This is a genomic window from Asanoa siamensis, assembly GCF_016862555.1.
GTDB classification, from domain to species: domain Bacteria; phylum Actinomycetota; class Actinomycetes; order Mycobacteriales; family Micromonosporaceae; genus Asanoa; species Asanoa siamensis.
Genome location: NZ_BONE01000002.1, coordinates 101702 through 116832 on the forward strand (window position 1 = coordinate 101702; position 15131 = coordinate 116832).

Sequence of the window (15131 nt, forward strand, 5' to 3'; positions counted from 1 at the left end):
GTGCGCATGAAGCGACTGGCATCCGGTGCCGCGGTCGTTCTCCTCGCGGTCGCCCTCGGCGGCTGCCGCGGAAGCGACACGGAGACCGGTGAGTCCGGCGTCAAGACCGACGTCGGTGTGACGGCCGAGCCCTGCCCCGAGGCCGTCAACAAAGACAAGGGCTGCATCTATCTCGGCATCATCTCCGACCTCACCGAGGGTCCGTTCCGGGCGCTCGCGGTGCCGATCACCGACGCGCAGAAGGCGTTCTGGAAGCGCGTGAACCAGAACGGCGGCATCGGCGACTACGAGGTCGACGTCACCAAATACGTCCGCGACAACAAATACAACCCGCAGGTGACCAACCAGGTCTACCAGGAGATCAAGCCCAACATCCTGGCGCTGGCGCAGACCCTCGGCTCGCCGACGACCGCGGCCATCCTGCCCGACATGAAGACCAGCAACGTGGTCGGTTCGCCGGCGGCGTGGACGTCCGCGTACGCGTTCGAAGACGTGATCATCGAGTCCGGCGCCAACTACTGCGTCGAGTCGATGAACGCGCTGGACTACGCCAACGAGGTCTACAAGCCCAAGAAGGTCATGGCGGTGCACCTGGCCGGTGACTACGGCGACGATGCCGCGGCCGGTGCCAAGATCGCGTCGGAGAAGCTGGGCTTCACGTTCAGCGCCGTCAAGACCGACACGGGCACCGACAAGCAGGCGGGCGCGATCGGCGCGATCCTGCAGCAGCAGCCCGACGTCGTCATCCTGACGATGGGCCCGGCCGACGCGGCCGCGGTCGTGGGCGGCGCGGCGGCGCGCGGCTTCAAGGGCCGCTTCATCGGCACCAGCCCGACCTGGAACCCGGCGCTGCTGCAGAGCCCGGCCGGGCCGGCATTGACCGCCCTGTACGAGCAGAGCGGCCCGTGGGGGTCGTGGGGCACCGACTCGCCGGGGCACAAGGCGATGCGTGACGCGCTGACCGGCAAGACGCCGTCCGACGGCTACACCTCCGGCTGGATCTGGTCCTACCCGGTGAAGGCGGCGCTGGAGAAGGCGGCGGCCAACGGCGACCTGACCCGGGCCGGCGTGGTGGCGGCGGTCAAGCAACTCACCACCGTCGACTACGAGGGCATGCTGCCCACCGGTGCGGGCAACTTCGCCGGCGGACCGAGCGGCACGTTCAAGCAGACCCAGATCTCCAAGGTGGACGCGACGGCGCCGACCGGCGTCACCAAGGTCCGGGACCTCTTCGAAGGCCCGACCGCGAAGGCGTTCACGCTCGACAAGCCCTGCTTCGAACAGCTCTGATCCTGTTCCACCCGGCGGCCGCCACGTCCTCGGACGTGGCGGCCGCTTTGTCGCATTTTCCGAGTCCTGCCGGCCGGGGCGATGGGCGAAACCAGGCGCAACCTGGGTAAAGACCCGGCTACACCGCCGGCCGCCGCATCCCGAAGTGACAGGTGGCCGATTGCGGTACTTCCCTCAAGTAGCTCGCGTTTCGCACAATGGCTGTAGAGCTTCCGCCGCGGTCAGGGCGGGCTCTCCGCGGATCAGCGCGACCTGCCTTCGCACGGTTTCGGAAGGCCGATCGGGAACGGCACGTCACCACAGCCCGCACCACGGAGTTGCTGGAGGCACCCCGTGAACGCAACCCGACCGCAGCCCATCGGCTCGGCCAGCCCATCGCCCACCCCGCTCTACCGGCAGCCCGGCATCCTCGTCACCAGCGAGTCGTTCGTCGTGGCCGGGCGGCGGTTCCCGGTCCGCGACCTGTCCAACCTGCGCACCGCCCGCGGCCCGCACGACCGGCTGACCATGCGCTCCGTGCTGATCACCGGCGCGGTGCTGGGCAGCGTGGGCGTGGCACTCAGCTTCAGCGGCGCGAGCCTGAGCCCGACGGCCTTCCTGATGCTGGGCGCGGCGGCGTTCGTGCCGATCGCCCTGGTCTCCTTCGGCCACCGGATGCGGCCGCGGGCCTACGAGCTGTGGGGCGACTACCGCGGCATGACCGTGTTGCTGTTCAGCTCCGACGAGGAGCGCGAATACGGCCAGGTCACTCGGGCCCTGCTCCGCGCACAGGAGGTCGACCGGATGGGCGGCCTCGCCTCACCACCCCTGGTCAACATCTACCCCTGGTAGGACTTTCCGGATAGAGAGCGCCCGCACGGCGGGCGGGCGCGGGTCGCCGGCGAACTCCCTAGAGTTCGCCGGCGACCTTCTTCTCCGGCGTCTGCGGCGTTCCGCGATCAGAGCTCGCCCGCGACCTTTTCGATGAACGACAGCGAGTCGGTGGGGGAGAGGGCGATCGAGCTGAGCCACTTGAACTCGGAGTGGTAGGGCGCCGTCTCCATCGGACGTTCGATGAAGTTTTCCAGCAGCGCGCTCTCCAGGTAGACCACGTCCTGGTCTGCCTCGTCGGGGAACTGCAGGATGACGAACGAGCCCGCCGCCGTCATGGCGCCCGCCGAGAACGGGACCACCTGGATCGTGATCGTGGGGGCCGCGGCCAGGGCGACCAGGTGGTCGAGCTGCTCCCGGTGCACGTCGGCGCCGCCGATCGCGCGGCGGAGGACCGCCTCGTCGAGGATGATGTCGAACTCCGGCGGCTCGTCGCGGCCGAGGATCTCGTGCTTGCGGCGCATGCGGACGTCGACCCGGGTGTCGAGCTCGTCGGGCCGGATCTGGCCGGGGGTGCGGTTGGTGACCACCGCCCGCGCGTATTCGCGGGTCTGTGCGAGGCCTGGGACCACACTGGACTGGAAGCAGCGCATCGCCGACGCCTCGGCCTCGAGGCCGATGTATTGGGCGTAGTGGGCCGGGATCGACGAGCGGGAGTCCTGCCACCACGGCTTCTGGCGGGCGACCCGGGCGAGCGAGATGAGCTCCTCGGCCTCGGGTGTGCCGTCGATGCGGTAAAGGGTGAGCAGCGCGCGGACGTCGTTGGTGGAGATGCTGACCCGGCCCGTCTCGATGCGGATCAGCTTGCTCAGCGACCAGTCCATCGCCTCGGCGACGAACTCCTGGGTCAGTTCGGCTTTTTCGCGGGCGGCCCGCAGTGCCGTGCGCAGTCGACGCCGGCTGGCGGTGGGCCCTTGGACCGTCGTCACGCCCGCCTCCGGTCGGGAGATGTCAGCTCAGGTTGGCCAAGTGGCACGTTGCGAATTGCCAGGTTGCACCTTGCCCAAGACTACACCCGTCGATGGATTTTTCGGAGCCGCCGCGCACGTCGTGCGAGGCACGCCGGCCTGGACCGGACCGGCGTGCCGTGTCACAGAGGATCGTTCAGCGGGGAAGGTCGAACTCGCCGGCCGCCACACCGGCGATGAAGCCGCGCCACGTCGTCGCGTCGAAGGTCAGCCGGACGTCGGGGGCGGTGGAGTTGCGCAGGATCGCACCGTCACCGAGCGTAGCGACTTCGGCGCAGTTGACCGCTTCGCAGCGTGAGCTTTTACGAAAGACGGGCATGGTGTTCGTGCTGTCGGACATTGAGATCTCCGCAGGCTCGGGGCTTGATTAAGGCACCAAAAGAGCGCGGCCTGTGAGTGCCCACATAGGGCCGCGCCAGGATAGGAACCTAGCGGCCCAGCGTCCACAATGGAAGTAGAATCGCTCGAATGGCGCAAACTCTTTGCGGGCTGCCTTGCAAGATCACGGAACATGAAAGGTGAATCACCGTGAGTGATCGCGCTCACGGTGACAGTCACTCTTCGCAGCGTGACTGAGGTGTGCGACATTGTATTGATGGGCATAACTCTCGCCTGGCGCCGCAGCAGTCACTGCGAATCAAACCAGTGCGTCGACGTGGCGGTTACGGCCGCCGGCGTGCTCGTTCGGGGGAACGCGGGCGGCCCGGTCTTGCGCTTTCCCCCGGAAGCGTGGCGTGCGCTCTGTGCCGCCCTGAAGGCGTCAGGAGGTGACGGCGACCGGTTCGTCGGCGTCGCTCGACGCCGGCCGGACCCAGCCGGCCACCTTGCGCTCGGCCCAGAAGGACACGAACGGGATCGTGCCCGCCAGCATGACCAGTAGCATCCGCCCGATCGACCAGTGCACCCGCCGGCCGAGGTCGAAGACGGCGATCAGATAGACCATGTAGAGGAACCCGTGCGCCGGGCCGACGGTCTCGACGACCGTGGCGTTGTCGCCGACGTATTTCAACGGCATCCCGATCACCGTGAGAACGATGAGCACGACGCCGACGACGTACGCGATGATCCGGTACCGGGTCAGGGCTGCGCGCATGGTGCGGGGGGATCCTTCCGTGATCAGGCCCGACGGCCCGGGTATTCGGACGCCTTGGCGCCCGGGTTGGCATTGAGCCACGCGAGGTAGTCGTTGTATTCGTCGAGCGCCGGGTCGGGCACGGCCTGACCGGCACCGGCCATGGCCTGCCGCGGCACGAGGACCGGCCGCCGGAAGCCGGACCCGATCTTGGGAGCCTTGGTGCCCAGCACGGGCGGCAGCGCGGGCGCCGCCACCTCGTCCGCGGGCGCCGCCTGCGCGGCGGGGGAGGCCAGCGCGGCGGGGGAGACCAGCGCGTCCCGGATCTCCCGGTACCACAGGAAACCGACGAAGGCGGCGAACACCGGCCACTCGAACGCGTACGCCCAGCTCAGCGCGTTGCCCGCGGTGGCCCGCGACACCTGCCACCAGCCCAGCCAGAGGAAACCGCCGATCAGTGCGATCGCCAGCACATGCTTCGCGAGCATCGGTGGGGTGGCCAGGCGCCTCATGTCCAACGAGGGTACCGGCGCCCGCTGAAGACTCCGACAGCGCGTCGTAGTCGAAGCGAATCTTGGTTACCGGGCGCCGGAAATGGGCAGTATCGAACCATGACCGAATCCTTTGGGCGCTCCCCTGAGTCCGACGTGACGGTGTCGGTGGTCGGCGAGGACGTCGGGGTCGACCCGAGCGAACTCTCCGACGACGACCTCATCCGGGAGCTGCACAGCCTGCACCGGACCCGGCTCGACACGCTCCGGCACGGCTCGGACCCGGCGCTCGCCAACCACCTGCGGCGCACCGCGGAGCTGGAGACCGAGTACCTGGCCCGGAACCCGGGCCGCGAGGTCGACCCGCACCGCCTCCGCGACGGGGCACAGTGACCATGGCCGAGCGAGAGCCGCTGGGCCGGGCACCCGGCGACACCGATCCGGCCGACACCGGCGAGGGCGACGACTTCGCCGTCGAGCACGAGGACACCGCGGTCGACGAGTCGATCACCGAGGGCCGGGACCGCGGCGAGTCCGAGAGCCCGCACGGCTGGTCGGGCCTGGAGGAGCACGACCGCTCCGGCAACTGATCCGCCGATCCGCGCACATCGCCCCGGGCGGCGTCCTAGCGTGGGATTCGTCGGGGTCGACATCGATCCCGCCAATCTGCAGAGCTGGCCCGCCGAGTCGGGGTTTGACTGTTTGTCACGGTTAGAGGGCGGAACGCGCCCTTCGCTCCCTCCCAGTGAGCCTGAAACGGGGAGAGGAGCCTCCGCATGTCCGCCACCGCCGAGATCCGGCCGTTCACCGTCACCATTCCCGCCCGGGACCTGGAGGACCTGCGCGACCGGATCGACAACACGCGCTGGCCCGAGCGGGAGACCGTGCCCGACCTGACCCAGGGCGTGCAGCTCGAGACCATGCAGGAGCTGGCGCGGTACTGGACGTCGGACTACGACCTGCGCCGGGTCGAGGCGCGGCTCAACGAGCTTCCCCAGTTCATGACCGAGATCGACGGCCTGGACATCCACTTCATCCACGTGCGGTCCCGGCACGAGAACGCCATGCCGCTGATCCTCACCCACGGCTGGCCGGGCTCCGTCGTCGAGTTCCTGCAGACCATCGACCTGCTGACCGACCCGGAGACGCACGGCGCCGACGCCGCGGACGCCTTCCACGTGGTGGTGCCCTCGATTCCCGGGTACGGGTTCTCCGGCCGACCCGACAGCACCGGCTGGGGCCCCGACCACATCGCCCGGGCGTGGGCCGTGCTGATGACCCGCCTCGGCTACGACCGGTACGCGGCGCAGGGTGGCGACTGGGGCGCGATCATCACGGACCTGATGGGCGCGCAGGCACCGGACGGGCTGATCGGCATCCACTCCAACATGCCCGGCACGGTGCCGGCCGACGTCTTCCGGGTGATGACGCAGAACGTGCTCGGCTCCGGCGAGCCCAAGCCGACCGACCTCTCGGCCGCGGAGAGCCGGGCCTACGACCAGCTCAGCTACCTCTACACCAAGGGCATCGGGTACGCGCTGGAGATGGCGCTGCACCCGCAGACGCTGTACGGCCTGGCCGACTCGCCCGTCGCGCTGGCCGCCTGGATGATCGACCACGACCGGCAGAGCTACGAGGACATCTCGGCGGCGTTCGTGCAGAAGGAGCCCGTCGGCATGCTCACCCGCGACGAGGTGCTCGACAACGTCACGCTGGCCTGGCTCACCAACACCGGCATCTCGTCGGCCCGGCTCTACTGGGAGAGCGCCGTCGGCTTCTTCGACGTCAAGGGCGTCCGCACGCCGGCCGCGGTCAGCGTCTTCCCGCACGAGCTGTACCAGGCTCCGCGGTCGTGGACCGACCAGGCGTACCCGAATCTGGTCTATTTCCACGAGGTCGACGCGGGCAACCACTTCGCGGCCTGGCAGGAGCCCGAGCTGTTCGCGGGCGAGGTCCGCGACGGGCTGCGGCCGCTGCGATGACGACCGCCCTTCCTGCTCTCGCCGGGGCGTCGGCGTGGCTCAACTCCGAGCCGCTGACCCCCGGCGAGCTGCGCGACCGCGTCGTCCTCGTCGACTTCTGGACGCTGACCTGCATCAACTGGCTGCGCACCCAGCCCTACGTGCGGGCCTGGTCCCAGGCGTACGCCGATGACGGGCTGGTGGTCCTCGGCGTGCACACGCCGGAGTTCACCTTCGAGCACGACCTCGACCTGGTCCGCCGGGCGACGGCGGAGCGGGGGATCGGCTATCCGGTCGCGGTCGACAACGACTACGCGGTCTGGACCGCGTTCGACAACCACTTCTGGCCGGCGCTCTACTTCGCCGACACGACCGGCGCCATCCGCGACCACCACTTCGGCGAGGGCCGGTACGAGGAGTCCGAGCGGTCGATCCAGCGGCTGCTCGGCGTCGACCGCGCGCTGGTCGCCCCCGAGGTGATGGGCGGCGGGGTCGAGGCGGAGGCCGACTGGGACACGCTGCGCACGCCGGAGACCTACCTGGGCTACGCGCGCGGCGGCGGGTTCGCCTCGGCCGGGCCGGCGCCCGACCAGCGCCGCGACTACGCGTTCCCGGGCTACCTGCCGGCCAACCAGTGGGGTCTGGACGGCGAGTGGACGATCGGGCGGGAGAAGATCACGCTGGACGGCGCCACGGGCAGCATCGCCTTCCGGTTCCAGGCGCGCGACGCCCACCTGGTGCTGGCGAACCCGACCGGCCGGCCGATCCCGTTCCAGGTCTTCCTGGAGGGTGCCGAGCCGGGGCCGGCGCACGGCGTCGACGTCAGCCCCGAGGGCGTGGGGACGCTCCGGGAGGGCCGGCTCTACCAACTCGTGCGCCAGCCCGACGTGGTCGCCGAGCGGATCCTGGAGATCACGTTCGACGAGCCGGGCGCCGAGGCCTACGCCTTCACGTTCGGCTGAGGCCCCGGCGCGGGGGCTAGTTGCCGAAGATCTGGTCGATGACGTCCCGGCCGGGGCCGTCGTTGGCCGGCGGGTCGTTGTCGTCCTGGTCGTCGTCGGGCCCGTCGGTCGGGTCCGCCGGCGGCGGTGAGCCACCGCTGATCTTCAGGGTGACGATCGCGCCCTCGGCGCTGCGGCCGGTCGGGTCGGTGTAGGCGACCGTGCCCTCCGGGCAGTTCGACGGCACCGGGATGCTGTCGACCTTGACGTTGAAGCCGGCCTCCGTCAGGCGGCTGCGGGCCGAGTCGACCGAGTCGCAGGACACGCTCGGGATCGACTTCTGGTTGCCGTACGCGGTGTCCTTGGACGGCGCCGGGAAGTTGACGCTGGGCTTGCCCTTCATGGCGTCGGCCAGCGTCTGGTACACGGCCGGGTTGATCTTGCCGTGGTCCATGTTCTCCGGCGTCTCCGGATAGTCCGGGTCGGCCATGATCCCGGCGACCGCGAGCGTCGTCGTGGTCACCACCAGGGAGGCGGTGCGGTCGCTGTCGGTGGTGCCGGTCTTGCCCGCGACCGGGTGGTCGACCACGTCGCGCACGCCGCCCGCGGTCGAGCCGCGGCACTTGCCGAACGCGGACTGGTCGCCGACCGGGCAGCGGGCGACGTCGATCGCGCCGCGGGCCACCTCGGTGGGCACCGCCTGGTCGCAGCGCGGCGCACCGGCGTCGACCTTGGCGCCCTCGAAGTCGACGATCTGCTCGACCGGGGTCGGCTCGCAGTGCTTGCCGTCCGCGGCCAGCGTCGCGTACGCGTTGGCCAGGTCCAGCGGCGTCGTCGCCGAGACGCCCAGGGTGAACGAGCCCCAGGTGTCGGCCGCCTCCTTGTCGGCCGCGTGCTCGGCCTCCGTCGGCGCCAGGAACTTGATGCCCAGCGCCTTCGCCGCCTGGATCGTGTTGTACGCGCCGGCCTGCTCCTCGAGCGGCACGAAGTAGGTGTTCACCGAGCGCCCGAACGCGCTCCACATGTCGTGCCGGCCGGCCATGCCCGCGTTGTCGTTGGTCGGGCAGTAGCGCGGCACGTCGGAGCAACTGCCGGGCTCGCCCTGCGGCGCGTAGTAGCCCGACCGGTAGACCTGCGGCGCGTTGATCTCGGTCGCCATCGGCATGCCCTTGAGCAGCGCGGCCACCACGGGGAAGATCTTGAACGTCGAGCCCGCCTGGTAGCCGTGCACCCCGCCGCCGCCCGTGATCAGCGGGTTGGTGGTCACCGGGTACGTACCGCGTACGCCCCGCTGGGCTTCCTTCGGGTTGCTGTGCGGCTTGTTCTTCGGGTTGCCGGGGTTGTCGATGCCGAAGATCCGGTTGGTGGCCAGGGCCCGGACGCGGCCGGTGCCGGGCTCCACCGCGGCCACCATCAGCGCTTCCTTGCGGTCGACGGCGAGTTGCTCGGTGACGTTCTTCTGGGCGGCCTTCTGCACCGTCGGGTCGAGCGAGGTGACGACCCGGTAGCCGCCGCCGCGCAGCCGCCGCTCACGGTCGTACGTGCTGCTGCCGAACGCCTCCTGCGCCAACCACCAGCGCTGGAAGTAGTCGCAGAAGAAGCCGTAGTCGTTGGGCTTCGTGGCGGTGCAGCCGTTGTTCGGGGACTTGCCGACGAACTTGAGCTGCACGGCCTTCGCCGCGGTGGCCTGCGCCGTGGTGATCGCGCCGGTCTTGACCATCTGGTCGAGCACCCAGTCGCGCCGCTCCAGGGTCTGCGGCCGCTGCCCCTCGTCCATCGGGTCGTAGACGCTCGGCGCCCGGATCACGCCGGCGAGCAGGGCCGACTCAGACAGGGAGAGCTTGTCCGGCGTCTTGCCGAAGTAATAGGAGGACGCCGCGTAGATGCCGTACGTGCTGTGCCCGAACGGGGCCATGTTCAGGTAGCGCTCGATGACACCGTTCTTGCCGAGCTCCTTGTCGAGCGCCAGGGCCTGCCGGCTCTCCTTGATCTTGCGGCTGGTGCTCTTCTCGGTCGCCTCGACCACCTGCTGCGGGTCGGTCGCGGCGTAGGTGGCGAGCATCCGGACGAGCTGCATGTCGAGCGTCGAGCCGCCCTGCTGGGCGCCGGTCGTCTTGTTGACCACCACGGCCCGCGCGAGGCCGCGCACGTCCACGCCATTGTGCCGGTAGAACGACTGGTCCTCGGCCGCGACCAGGGCCTGCGGCATCGTCGGCGCGATCGCCGCGAGCTGCACGTCCTTGCGGTTCTCGTCGAAGAACGTGGCGAGCTGGGTCCTGCCGTCCCGGGCGAACACCTGGGTGGCCTGCGGCGCCTGCTTCACGGTGAAGCTCGCGGGCAGCGCGTCGAAGGAGACGGCACCCGCCTTCGCGATGAGCCCGGACGCGGCGGCGAGGGGGAAGGCGGCGGCGGCCACGATCACGCCGGAGAGCACACCGACCGCGGCCAGCGTGGCGACATTGCGAAACCGGCTGTTTTCGTGCGCGCGCATAGGACCCCCGGGCTGTTTGGCGTGTATTGGACCAGACGCGTCAATCGGCCTCCCGGTTGCGGGTCGGGATGCGTGAATCAAGTCACCCTCGCCACGACACGCGGCATAGCCTCCCTATAAAAGGGGCAAATGCCAGATATAGGGAGCGGGGATGGACCTGGACGAGATCACCAAACTGGCGCAGAACGAGCGGGTACGCCGGCTCCTGCTCAGCGTGCTCACCCGGGCCGGTGCCGGTCTCGACCTGAACCGCCTCCTCGACCAGCTCCAACAGGGCGGCCTGCAGCAGCAGGTGCAGTCCTGGGTCGCCGCCGGGCCCAACCGCGAGATCACCGACGCCCAGATCCGGGACGCGCTCGGCGCGGCCAACCTCGACGCGGCCGCCGGTGACGCCGGCCTGTCGCCCGAGCAGGCCGCCACCACGCTCGCCGAGGTGCTGCCCCAGCTCGTCGACCGGGCCAGCCCGGGCGGTGCCCTGCCCGACGCCAGCACGCTCGAGGACGCCTTCGGCCAGCTCCTGCTGGGCGACGCGAGGGAGGACCACCCATGATCAGCACACTGCTCTGGGCGCTCATCGGCGGCGCCGTCATCGGCGTCCTGGCCCGGGTGATCCTGCCCGGTCGTCAGTACCTCTCGATCTGGGCCACGATCGGCGTCGGCTTCGTGGCCGCGCTCGTCGGCGGCGTGATCGCGGACTTCCTGGGCGTGGGCGAGACCCGCGGCATCGACTGGATCCGCCACGGCATCCAGATCGGCCTGGCGATCCTGTTCGTCTGGATCTTCAGCCGGCTGGCCGCCCGCGACGTCGCCAAACGGTCAATCGAGCGGTAGCTCGTCGAACAGCACCACGGGCCCGTCGGGCTCGCGGGTGTCGAAGCGGTACGAGCGGACCACGGCGGCGGCCGAGTCGAGCACCGAGAACACGGTCACGTCGTTGTCGGCCACGTAGGGCAGCGGCTCGCCCGCCGGCCCGGTCAGCGGCGCGCGCGTGGGCACGATCGGCTCCAGCCCGCCCGGGTCGCCGCGGTGCGGGTACGCGCCGTACGAGTTGCCGACGTTCGAGCTCTCCAGCCAGTTGACCCCGTTGTCGTCCCGGAACCGGTTCCACAGGTGGGAGTGGCCGTTGACGACGAGGTCGACCCCGGCCGCCCCGAACAGCGGCGCCAGGTCGCGCAGCACGATGTCGTCGGGGTACGCGTAGCCGTCCGCGGTCGCCACCGGGTCGGTGTAGGCCGGCAGCACGTGCGCGCCCAGGCCGTGACTCGCGTGGTGGAACAGCACCACCCGGAACCGGGCTTCCCGGGCCGCGGGCGACGCGAGCTCACCGGCCAGCCACTCGTGCTGCGGCGACCCCGCGTCGATCCGCTCGAACAGGAACTGCCCGCCCATCGGGTCGCCGACCCGGTCGGCCGGCTCCCGGTAGGTCGTCACCGCGTCGCGCCACGCCCGGGTGACGAACAGCGCCACCACGAACACGTCGCCGACGGTCCGCGACCACCAGCGCGGGCCGTCCGGGCCGGCCGGCACCGGGAACAGCGCCTCGTAGGAGGCCGTGTCCCAGGCGTCGGGCGCCGGGTCGTCGAAGAGGTCCTGCGGCGTGCGGTGCCGGGCCCGGCGGCCCATCACCTCGTGGTTGCCGATCGCCGGGAACAGCGGGGCGTGCTGCAGCAGCGGCGCGCCCCGGTAGTGCCGGCCCGCGATCACCGTGTCGGCCCGCCCGGTCAGGCTCGCGAAGAAACCCCGCCCGGTCGGGTGCGCGAACCAGTCGGCGGCGCGGTCCGGCACACCCACCATGTCGCCGGCGAACAGCACGCCGTCGAGCTCGACACCGACCGTCTCGGCCACCTTCGCCAGGTTGGCGGGGGTCATCGGCCACATCTGGTGGTCGCTGGAGAGCAGCAGCCGCACCGGCGCGCCCGGGGCGACCGCGGGCGCCAGGCTGTAGTCGGGTGACTCGGCGACGCGGCCGTCGGCGAAGAACGAGACGACGCGGTACGGGGTGCGGCCCGCCCCGAGCCCGTCCACGTACGCCCAGTGGCGGTGCACGGTCGCGCGTACACCCTGGTCGTCGTGGAGGGTGACCAGCGTGGAGCTGGTCGCTTCGACGCGCCGCCCGCCCGGCAGGAGCACCGCGCCGGTCGCCGGCTCGTCGGTGTGCCAGAGGACGTGCACCCCGTCCGGGGACGGGTCGAGGAGGTACGGCTCGCTGTGCACCGCACAAGTATCCCGGTCCGCTGATCGGATAACGTCACTCCATGTCCGAGACGGGTTATCCCTGGCCGATCGAGACCACCCGGCTCGCCAACGGCCTGCGCGTCGTGGTCTCGCCGGACCGCACGGCGCCGGTCGTGGCGGTCAACCTCTGGTACGACGTCGGGTCGCGGCACGAGCCCGAGGGGCAGACCGGCTTCGCCCACCTGTTCGAGCACCTGATGTTCGAGGGCTCGGTCAACGTGCCCAAGACCGAGCACATGCGACTCGTCCAGGGCAACGGCGGCTCGCTGAACGCGACGACCAACCCTGACCGGACCAACTACTTCGAGACGCTGCCGGCCGAGCACCTGGAGCTGGCGCTCTGGCTCGAGGCCGACCGGATGGGCGGGCTGGTGCCCGCGCTGGTCCAGGAGACGCTCGACAACCAGCGCGACGTGGTCAAGAACGAACGGCGGCAGCGGTACGAGAACGTGCCCTACGGCGACGCCTGGCTGCGGCTGCTCCCGCTGCTCTACCCGGAGGGGCATCCCTACCACCACCCGACGATCGGGTCGATGGCCGACCTCAACGCGGCCGAGCTCGGCACGTTTCAGGCGTTCCACCGCTCCTACTACGCCCCCGACAACGCGGTGCTGACGGTGGCCGGCGACGCCGAGCCCGCCGAGGTGTTCGCGCTGGCGGAGAAATACTTCGGCAAGCTGGCCGCCGGCGGTGCGCGGCCCGCGGCGCCGATCGGCTCCCTGGACAGCTGGGCGGGCCCGGTCTCGTCGGTGGTCGCGGCCGAGGTGCCGGCGCCGCGCGTCTACCTGGCGCACCGGACCTACCCCTACGGCACGCCGGAGTACGACGCGCTCACCGTGCTCGCGACGATCCTCGGCCAGGGCCGGGGCAGCCGCCTCTACCGGCTGCTGGCCGACGGCGCGCGGCTGGCCCAGCCCGACACCGTCTCCGCCTACGGCGTCGACCTCGCGTACGCGCCCGCGCCACTGATCGCCTCCGCGACCGCCCGCCCGGGCGTCACCGCGGCCCGGCTCGGCGCGGCGCTGGCGGAGGTGGTCGACGACCTCGTCGCCGGCGGCGTCACCGACGCGGAGCTGACCCGCGCCAAGGCGCTGCTGGAGACCGAGTGGTGGATCGGGGTCGCCACCGTGGACGGCCGAGCCGACCTGCTCAGCCGCTACGCCACCCTGTTCGGCGACCCGGCCCGGGTCGGCACGCGGCTGCCCGGCTGGCGTGCCGTGACCGCCGACGCGGTGGCCGAGGTGGCCCGCGCGGTGCTCCGCCCCGAGGACCGCGTGACGCTCGTCTACGAGCCGATGGAGGCAGTGGCATGACCCAGCTCATCGCGCAGCGCCCGGAGCCGGGCACGCCCCGGCCCTACCGCTTCCCGACGGTGGTCCGGCGCGACGTCGCCGGTGGCCAGGTGGTCGCGGCCGACCTGCCGGGCCACAACCTGGCCGTGGCGTCGCTGCTGCTCGACGCGGGCGGCGGCCGGGAGACGACGGGCGTCGAGGGCGTCGCCGAGGTGCTGGCCAAGGCCCTCGAGGAGGGCACGACGGCGCGCTCGGCCGCCGACTACGCGGTCGCGCTCGAGTCGCTCGGCACCGACCTGTCGCTCTCGGTCGACTGGGACTCGTTCTCGGCCACCGTCCAGGTGCCGGTCGCGGCCCTGCCCGCGGCGGTCGAGCTGCTCGCCGAGGCGGTGCGCCGACCCAAGCTCGACCCGGCCGACGTGACCCGGGTCCGCGACGACGAGGCCGAGTCGCTGCGGCTCTACTGGGCCAACCCCGGCCCGCGGGCCGACGCGGTGCTGCGCGCCGACCTGTTCGGCGGCGAGGTGCGGCACGGCCGCCCGCTCTCCGGCGACCCGCGCTCGGTGGCCGGGCTCTCCGTCGACGACGTGCTCGGCTTCCACCGCTCCTGGTTCGCCGCACCCGGCACGCTGCTGGTGGTCGGCGACCTGTCCCGCATCGACCTCGACGCGCTGGGCCGCGCGGCCTTCGCGGGCGCGACCGAGGCCGCCGCGCTGGCCGGCGAGCCGTTCCCGGTCGGCGCGCGGGCGTCCCGGCGGATCGTGATCGTCGACCGCCCGGGTTCGGTGCAGTCGACGCTGCGGCTCGGCCACACGGCGCCGCACCGGTCGCACCCCGACTACGTGCCGATGACACTCGGCGCGATCGTGCTCGGCGGCGCGTTCACGTCACGCCTCAACCACCTGCTGCGCGAGGTGAAGGGCTACACCTACGGCATCCGGTCCGAATACGGCCTGTCCCGCCGCTTCGGCCGGTTCGTGGTCAGCGCGGGGGTCCAGACCGCGGTGACGGCACCGGCACTGGTCGACGCGGTCGGCGAGATCGCCCGCACCCAGGCGGAGGGCGTCACGGAGCCGGAGCTGGCGGTGGCTCGCGACTGGCGGGCGGGCCAGCTCTCGGTGGGCCTCCAGTCACCGCGGGCCTACGCGGGGGCGCTGGCGACGCTGGTCGTGCACGACCTGCCCGACGACTACCACGCCCGGTTGCGCGAGTCGCTGCTGCACGCGACGGTGGAGGAGGTCTCGGCGGCGACCGCGGCCCACCTCAACCCGACCGGCATCACCCTGGTCATCGAGGGCGACGCGGAAAAGATCCAGAACGACCTGGCAGCGACCGACCTCGGCGAGGTCACGGTGACGGCGGTCTAGGAGCGCGGCGGGCCGTCTCGCGGCGCGTGGCGTGCGGTATCAGCGGCCCGCGGCGGGATCGGCGGCGCGCGGCGTGGGAGATCAGCGGCGCACGGCGGCCACCGCATGGCGGCGCCCGCCGGGCCTTGGCCACGGCGGTGCCTGCCGGGCTTC

Annotated in this window: 17 protein-coding genes; 11 read left to right on the forward strand and 6 right to left on the reverse strand. The window is 71.3% G+C overall.

Going from position 1 to position 15131, the window contains the following annotated elements:
• Positions 1 to 6 precede the first annotated feature (6 nt).
• Together Asi02nite_RS01915 and Asi02nite_RS01920 are read left to right on the forward strand one after the other, a co-directional pair.
• Positions 7 to 1290, forward strand: coding sequence for an ABC transporter substrate-binding protein (locus Asi02nite_RS01915; protein WP_203710355.1), 1284 nt, complete (start codon positions 7 to 9; stop codon positions 1288 to 1290).
• A gap of 333 nt (positions 1291 to 1623) precedes the next feature.
• Complete coding sequence (locus Asi02nite_RS01920; RefSeq protein WP_203710357.1) at positions 1624 to 2121, forward strand: DUF6232 family protein; 498 nt, start codon at positions 1624 to 1626, stop codon at positions 2119 to 2121.
• A 107-nt stretch (positions 2122 to 2228) separates the two neighbouring features.
• Here Asi02nite_RS01920 and Asi02nite_RS01925 read toward each other — a convergent pair whose 3' ends face one another.
• Complete coding sequence (locus Asi02nite_RS01925) at positions 2229 to 3089, reverse strand: helix-turn-helix domain-containing protein (RefSeq protein WP_203710358.1); 861 nt, start codon at positions 3087 to 3089, stop codon at positions 2229 to 2231.
• 175 nt (positions 3090 to 3264) lie between these two features.
• Positions 3265 to 3468 (reverse strand): DUF397 domain-containing protein, encoded by a 204-nt coding sequence (locus Asi02nite_RS01930; protein ID WP_203710360.1) that lies wholly within the window; start codon positions 3466 to 3468, stop codon positions 3265 to 3267.
• A 255-nt stretch (positions 3469 to 3723) separates the two neighbouring features.
• Between Asi02nite_RS01930 and Asi02nite_RS01935 the strand changes: the two genes are divergently transcribed.
• Positions 3724 to 4008, forward strand: a complete 285-nt coding sequence (locus Asi02nite_RS01935; protein ID WP_203710488.1) for a DUF397 domain-containing protein — start codon at positions 3724 to 3726, stop codon at positions 4006 to 4008.
• On the opposite strand, the gene Asi02nite_RS01940 is transcribed toward Asi02nite_RS01935, so the two are convergent.
• Positions 3889 to 4221 carry a DUF3817 domain-containing protein gene (locus Asi02nite_RS01940; RefSeq protein WP_203710362.1) on the reverse strand — a complete coding sequence of 111 codons (333 nt, stop codon included), beginning with the start codon at positions 4219 to 4221 and terminating at the stop codon, positions 3889 to 3891. The genes Asi02nite_RS01935 and Asi02nite_RS01940 overlap by 120 nt on opposite strands.
• Before the next feature lie 23 nt (positions 4222 to 4244).
• Positions 4245 to 4712 (reverse strand): hypothetical protein, encoded by a 468-nt coding sequence (locus tag Asi02nite_RS01945; protein ID WP_203710363.1) that lies wholly within the window; start codon positions 4710 to 4712, stop codon positions 4245 to 4247.
• 99 nt (positions 4713 to 4811) lie between these two features.
• On the opposite strand from Asi02nite_RS01945, the gene Asi02nite_RS01950 reads away from it, so the two are divergent.
• The 4 genes from Asi02nite_RS01950 to Asi02nite_RS01965 all read left to right on the forward strand — a co-directional run bounded on the left by Asi02nite_RS01950 (position 4812) and on the right by Asi02nite_RS01965 (position 7614).
• Positions 4812 to 5084 (forward strand): DUF6158 family protein, encoded by a 273-nt coding sequence (locus tag Asi02nite_RS01950; protein ID WP_203710364.1) that lies wholly within the window; start codon positions 4812 to 4814, stop codon positions 5082 to 5084.
• Between the two features lie 2 nt (positions 5085 to 5086).
• Positions 5087 to 5281 (forward strand): hypothetical protein, encoded by a 195-nt coding sequence (locus tag Asi02nite_RS01955; RefSeq protein WP_203710365.1) that lies wholly within the window; start codon positions 5087 to 5089, stop codon positions 5279 to 5281.
• A gap of 186 nt (positions 5282 to 5467) precedes the next feature.
• Positions 5468 to 6673 carry an epoxide hydrolase family protein gene (locus tag Asi02nite_RS01960; protein WP_203710366.1) on the forward strand — a complete coding sequence of 402 codons (1206 nt, stop codon included), beginning with the start codon at positions 5468 to 5470 and terminating at the stop codon, positions 6671 to 6673.
• On the forward strand, positions 6670 to 7614 hold the full coding sequence (locus tag Asi02nite_RS01965) for a thioredoxin family protein (RefSeq protein WP_203710367.1): 945 nt from the start codon (positions 6670 to 6672) through the stop codon (positions 7612 to 7614). The genes Asi02nite_RS01960 and Asi02nite_RS01965 overlap by 4 nt, the downstream gene beginning before the upstream one ends.
• A gap of 16 nt (positions 7615 to 7630) precedes the next feature.
• Here the strand turns inward: Asi02nite_RS01965 and Asi02nite_RS01970 are convergent, their stop codons facing one another.
• Complete coding sequence (locus tag Asi02nite_RS01970; protein WP_203710368.1) at positions 7631 to 10084, reverse strand: penicillin-binding protein; 2454 nt, start codon at positions 10082 to 10084, stop codon at positions 7631 to 7633.
• A gap of 151 nt (positions 10085 to 10235) precedes the next feature.
• Between Asi02nite_RS01970 and Asi02nite_RS01975 the strand changes: the two genes are divergently transcribed.
• Together Asi02nite_RS01975 and Asi02nite_RS01980 are read left to right on the forward strand one after the other, a co-directional pair.
• Entirely contained in the window at positions 10236 to 10634 is a 399-nt protein-coding gene (locus Asi02nite_RS01975) for a YidB family protein (protein WP_203710370.1), read from the forward strand.
• Positions 10631 to 10915, forward strand: a complete 285-nt coding sequence (locus Asi02nite_RS01980) for a GlsB/YeaQ/YmgE family stress response membrane protein (protein ID WP_203710372.1) — start codon at positions 10631 to 10633, stop codon at positions 10913 to 10915. The genes Asi02nite_RS01975 and Asi02nite_RS01980 overlap by 4 nt, the downstream gene beginning before the upstream one ends.
• On the opposite strand, the gene Asi02nite_RS01985 is transcribed toward Asi02nite_RS01980, so the two are convergent.
• A complete protein-coding gene (locus Asi02nite_RS01985) occupies positions 10901 to 12298 on the reverse strand; it encodes a metallophosphoesterase family protein (protein ID WP_203710374.1) in 1398 nt (465 codons plus the stop codon). The genes Asi02nite_RS01980 and Asi02nite_RS01985 overlap by 15 nt on opposite strands.
• A gap of 41 nt (positions 12299 to 12339) precedes the next feature.
• Between Asi02nite_RS01985 and Asi02nite_RS01990 the strand changes: the two genes are divergently transcribed.
• Positions 12340 to 13632 (forward strand): M16 family metallopeptidase, encoded by a 1293-nt coding sequence (locus tag Asi02nite_RS01990; protein ID WP_203710376.1) that lies wholly within the window; start codon positions 12340 to 12342, stop codon positions 13630 to 13632.
• Positions 13629 to 14978 carry a M16 family metallopeptidase gene (locus Asi02nite_RS01995; RefSeq protein ID WP_203710377.1) on the forward strand — a complete coding sequence of 450 codons (1350 nt, stop codon included), beginning with the start codon at positions 13629 to 13631 and terminating at the stop codon, positions 14976 to 14978. The genes Asi02nite_RS01990 and Asi02nite_RS01995 overlap by 4 nt, the downstream gene beginning before the upstream one ends.
• Positions 14979 to 15131: the final 153 nt, after the last annotated feature.

Coding starts and splice junctions, on each gene's coding strand:
- Asi02nite_RS01965 (WP_203710367.1), top strand. CDS start 6,670: ATGACGACCGCCCTTCCTGCTCTCGCCGGGGCGTCGGCGTGGCTCAAC.
- Asi02nite_RS01970 (WP_203710368.1), bottom strand. CDS start 10,084: ATGCGCGCGCACGAAAACAGCCGGTTTCGCAATGTCGCCACGCTGGCC.
- Asi02nite_RS01990 (WP_203710376.1), top strand. CDS start 12,340: ATGTCCGAGACGGGTTATCCCTGGCCGATCGAGACCACCCGGCTCGCC.
- Asi02nite_RS01995 (WP_203710377.1), top strand. CDS start 13,629: ATGACCCAGCTCATCGCGCAGCGCCCGGAGCCGGGCACGCCCCGGCCC.
- Asi02nite_RS01960 (WP_203710366.1), top strand. CDS start 5,468: ATGTCCGCCACCGCCGAGATCCGGCCGTTCACCGTCACCATTCCCGCC.
- Asi02nite_RS01915 (WP_203710355.1), top strand. CDS start 7: ATGAAGCGACTGGCATCCGGTGCCGCGGTCGTTCTCCTCGCGGTCGCC.
- Asi02nite_RS01955 (WP_203710365.1), top strand. CDS start 5,087: ATGGCCGAGCGAGAGCCGCTGGGCCGGGCACCCGGCGACACCGATCCG.
- Asi02nite_RS01940 (WP_203710362.1), bottom strand. CDS start 4,221: ATGCGCGCAGCCCTGACCCGGTACCGGATCATCGCGTACGTCGTCGGC.
- Asi02nite_RS01950 (WP_203710364.1), top strand. CDS start 4,812: ATGACCGAATCCTTTGGGCGCTCCCCTGAGTCCGACGTGACGGTGTCG.
- Asi02nite_RS01930 (WP_203710360.1), bottom strand. CDS start 3,468: ATGTCCGACAGCACGAACACCATGCCCGTCTTTCGTAAAAGCTCACGC.
- Asi02nite_RS01935 (WP_203710488.1), top strand. CDS start 3,724: ATGGGCATAACTCTCGCCTGGCGCCGCAGCAGTCACTGCGAATCAAAC.
- Asi02nite_RS01945 (WP_203710363.1), bottom strand. CDS start 4,712: ATGAGGCGCCTGGCCACCCCACCGATGCTCGCGAAGCATGTGCTGGCG.
- Asi02nite_RS01975 (WP_203710370.1), top strand. CDS start 10,236: ATGGACCTGGACGAGATCACCAAACTGGCGCAGAACGAGCGGGTACGC.
- Asi02nite_RS01980 (WP_203710372.1), top strand. CDS start 10,631: ATGATCAGCACACTGCTCTGGGCGCTCATCGGCGGCGCCGTCATCGGC.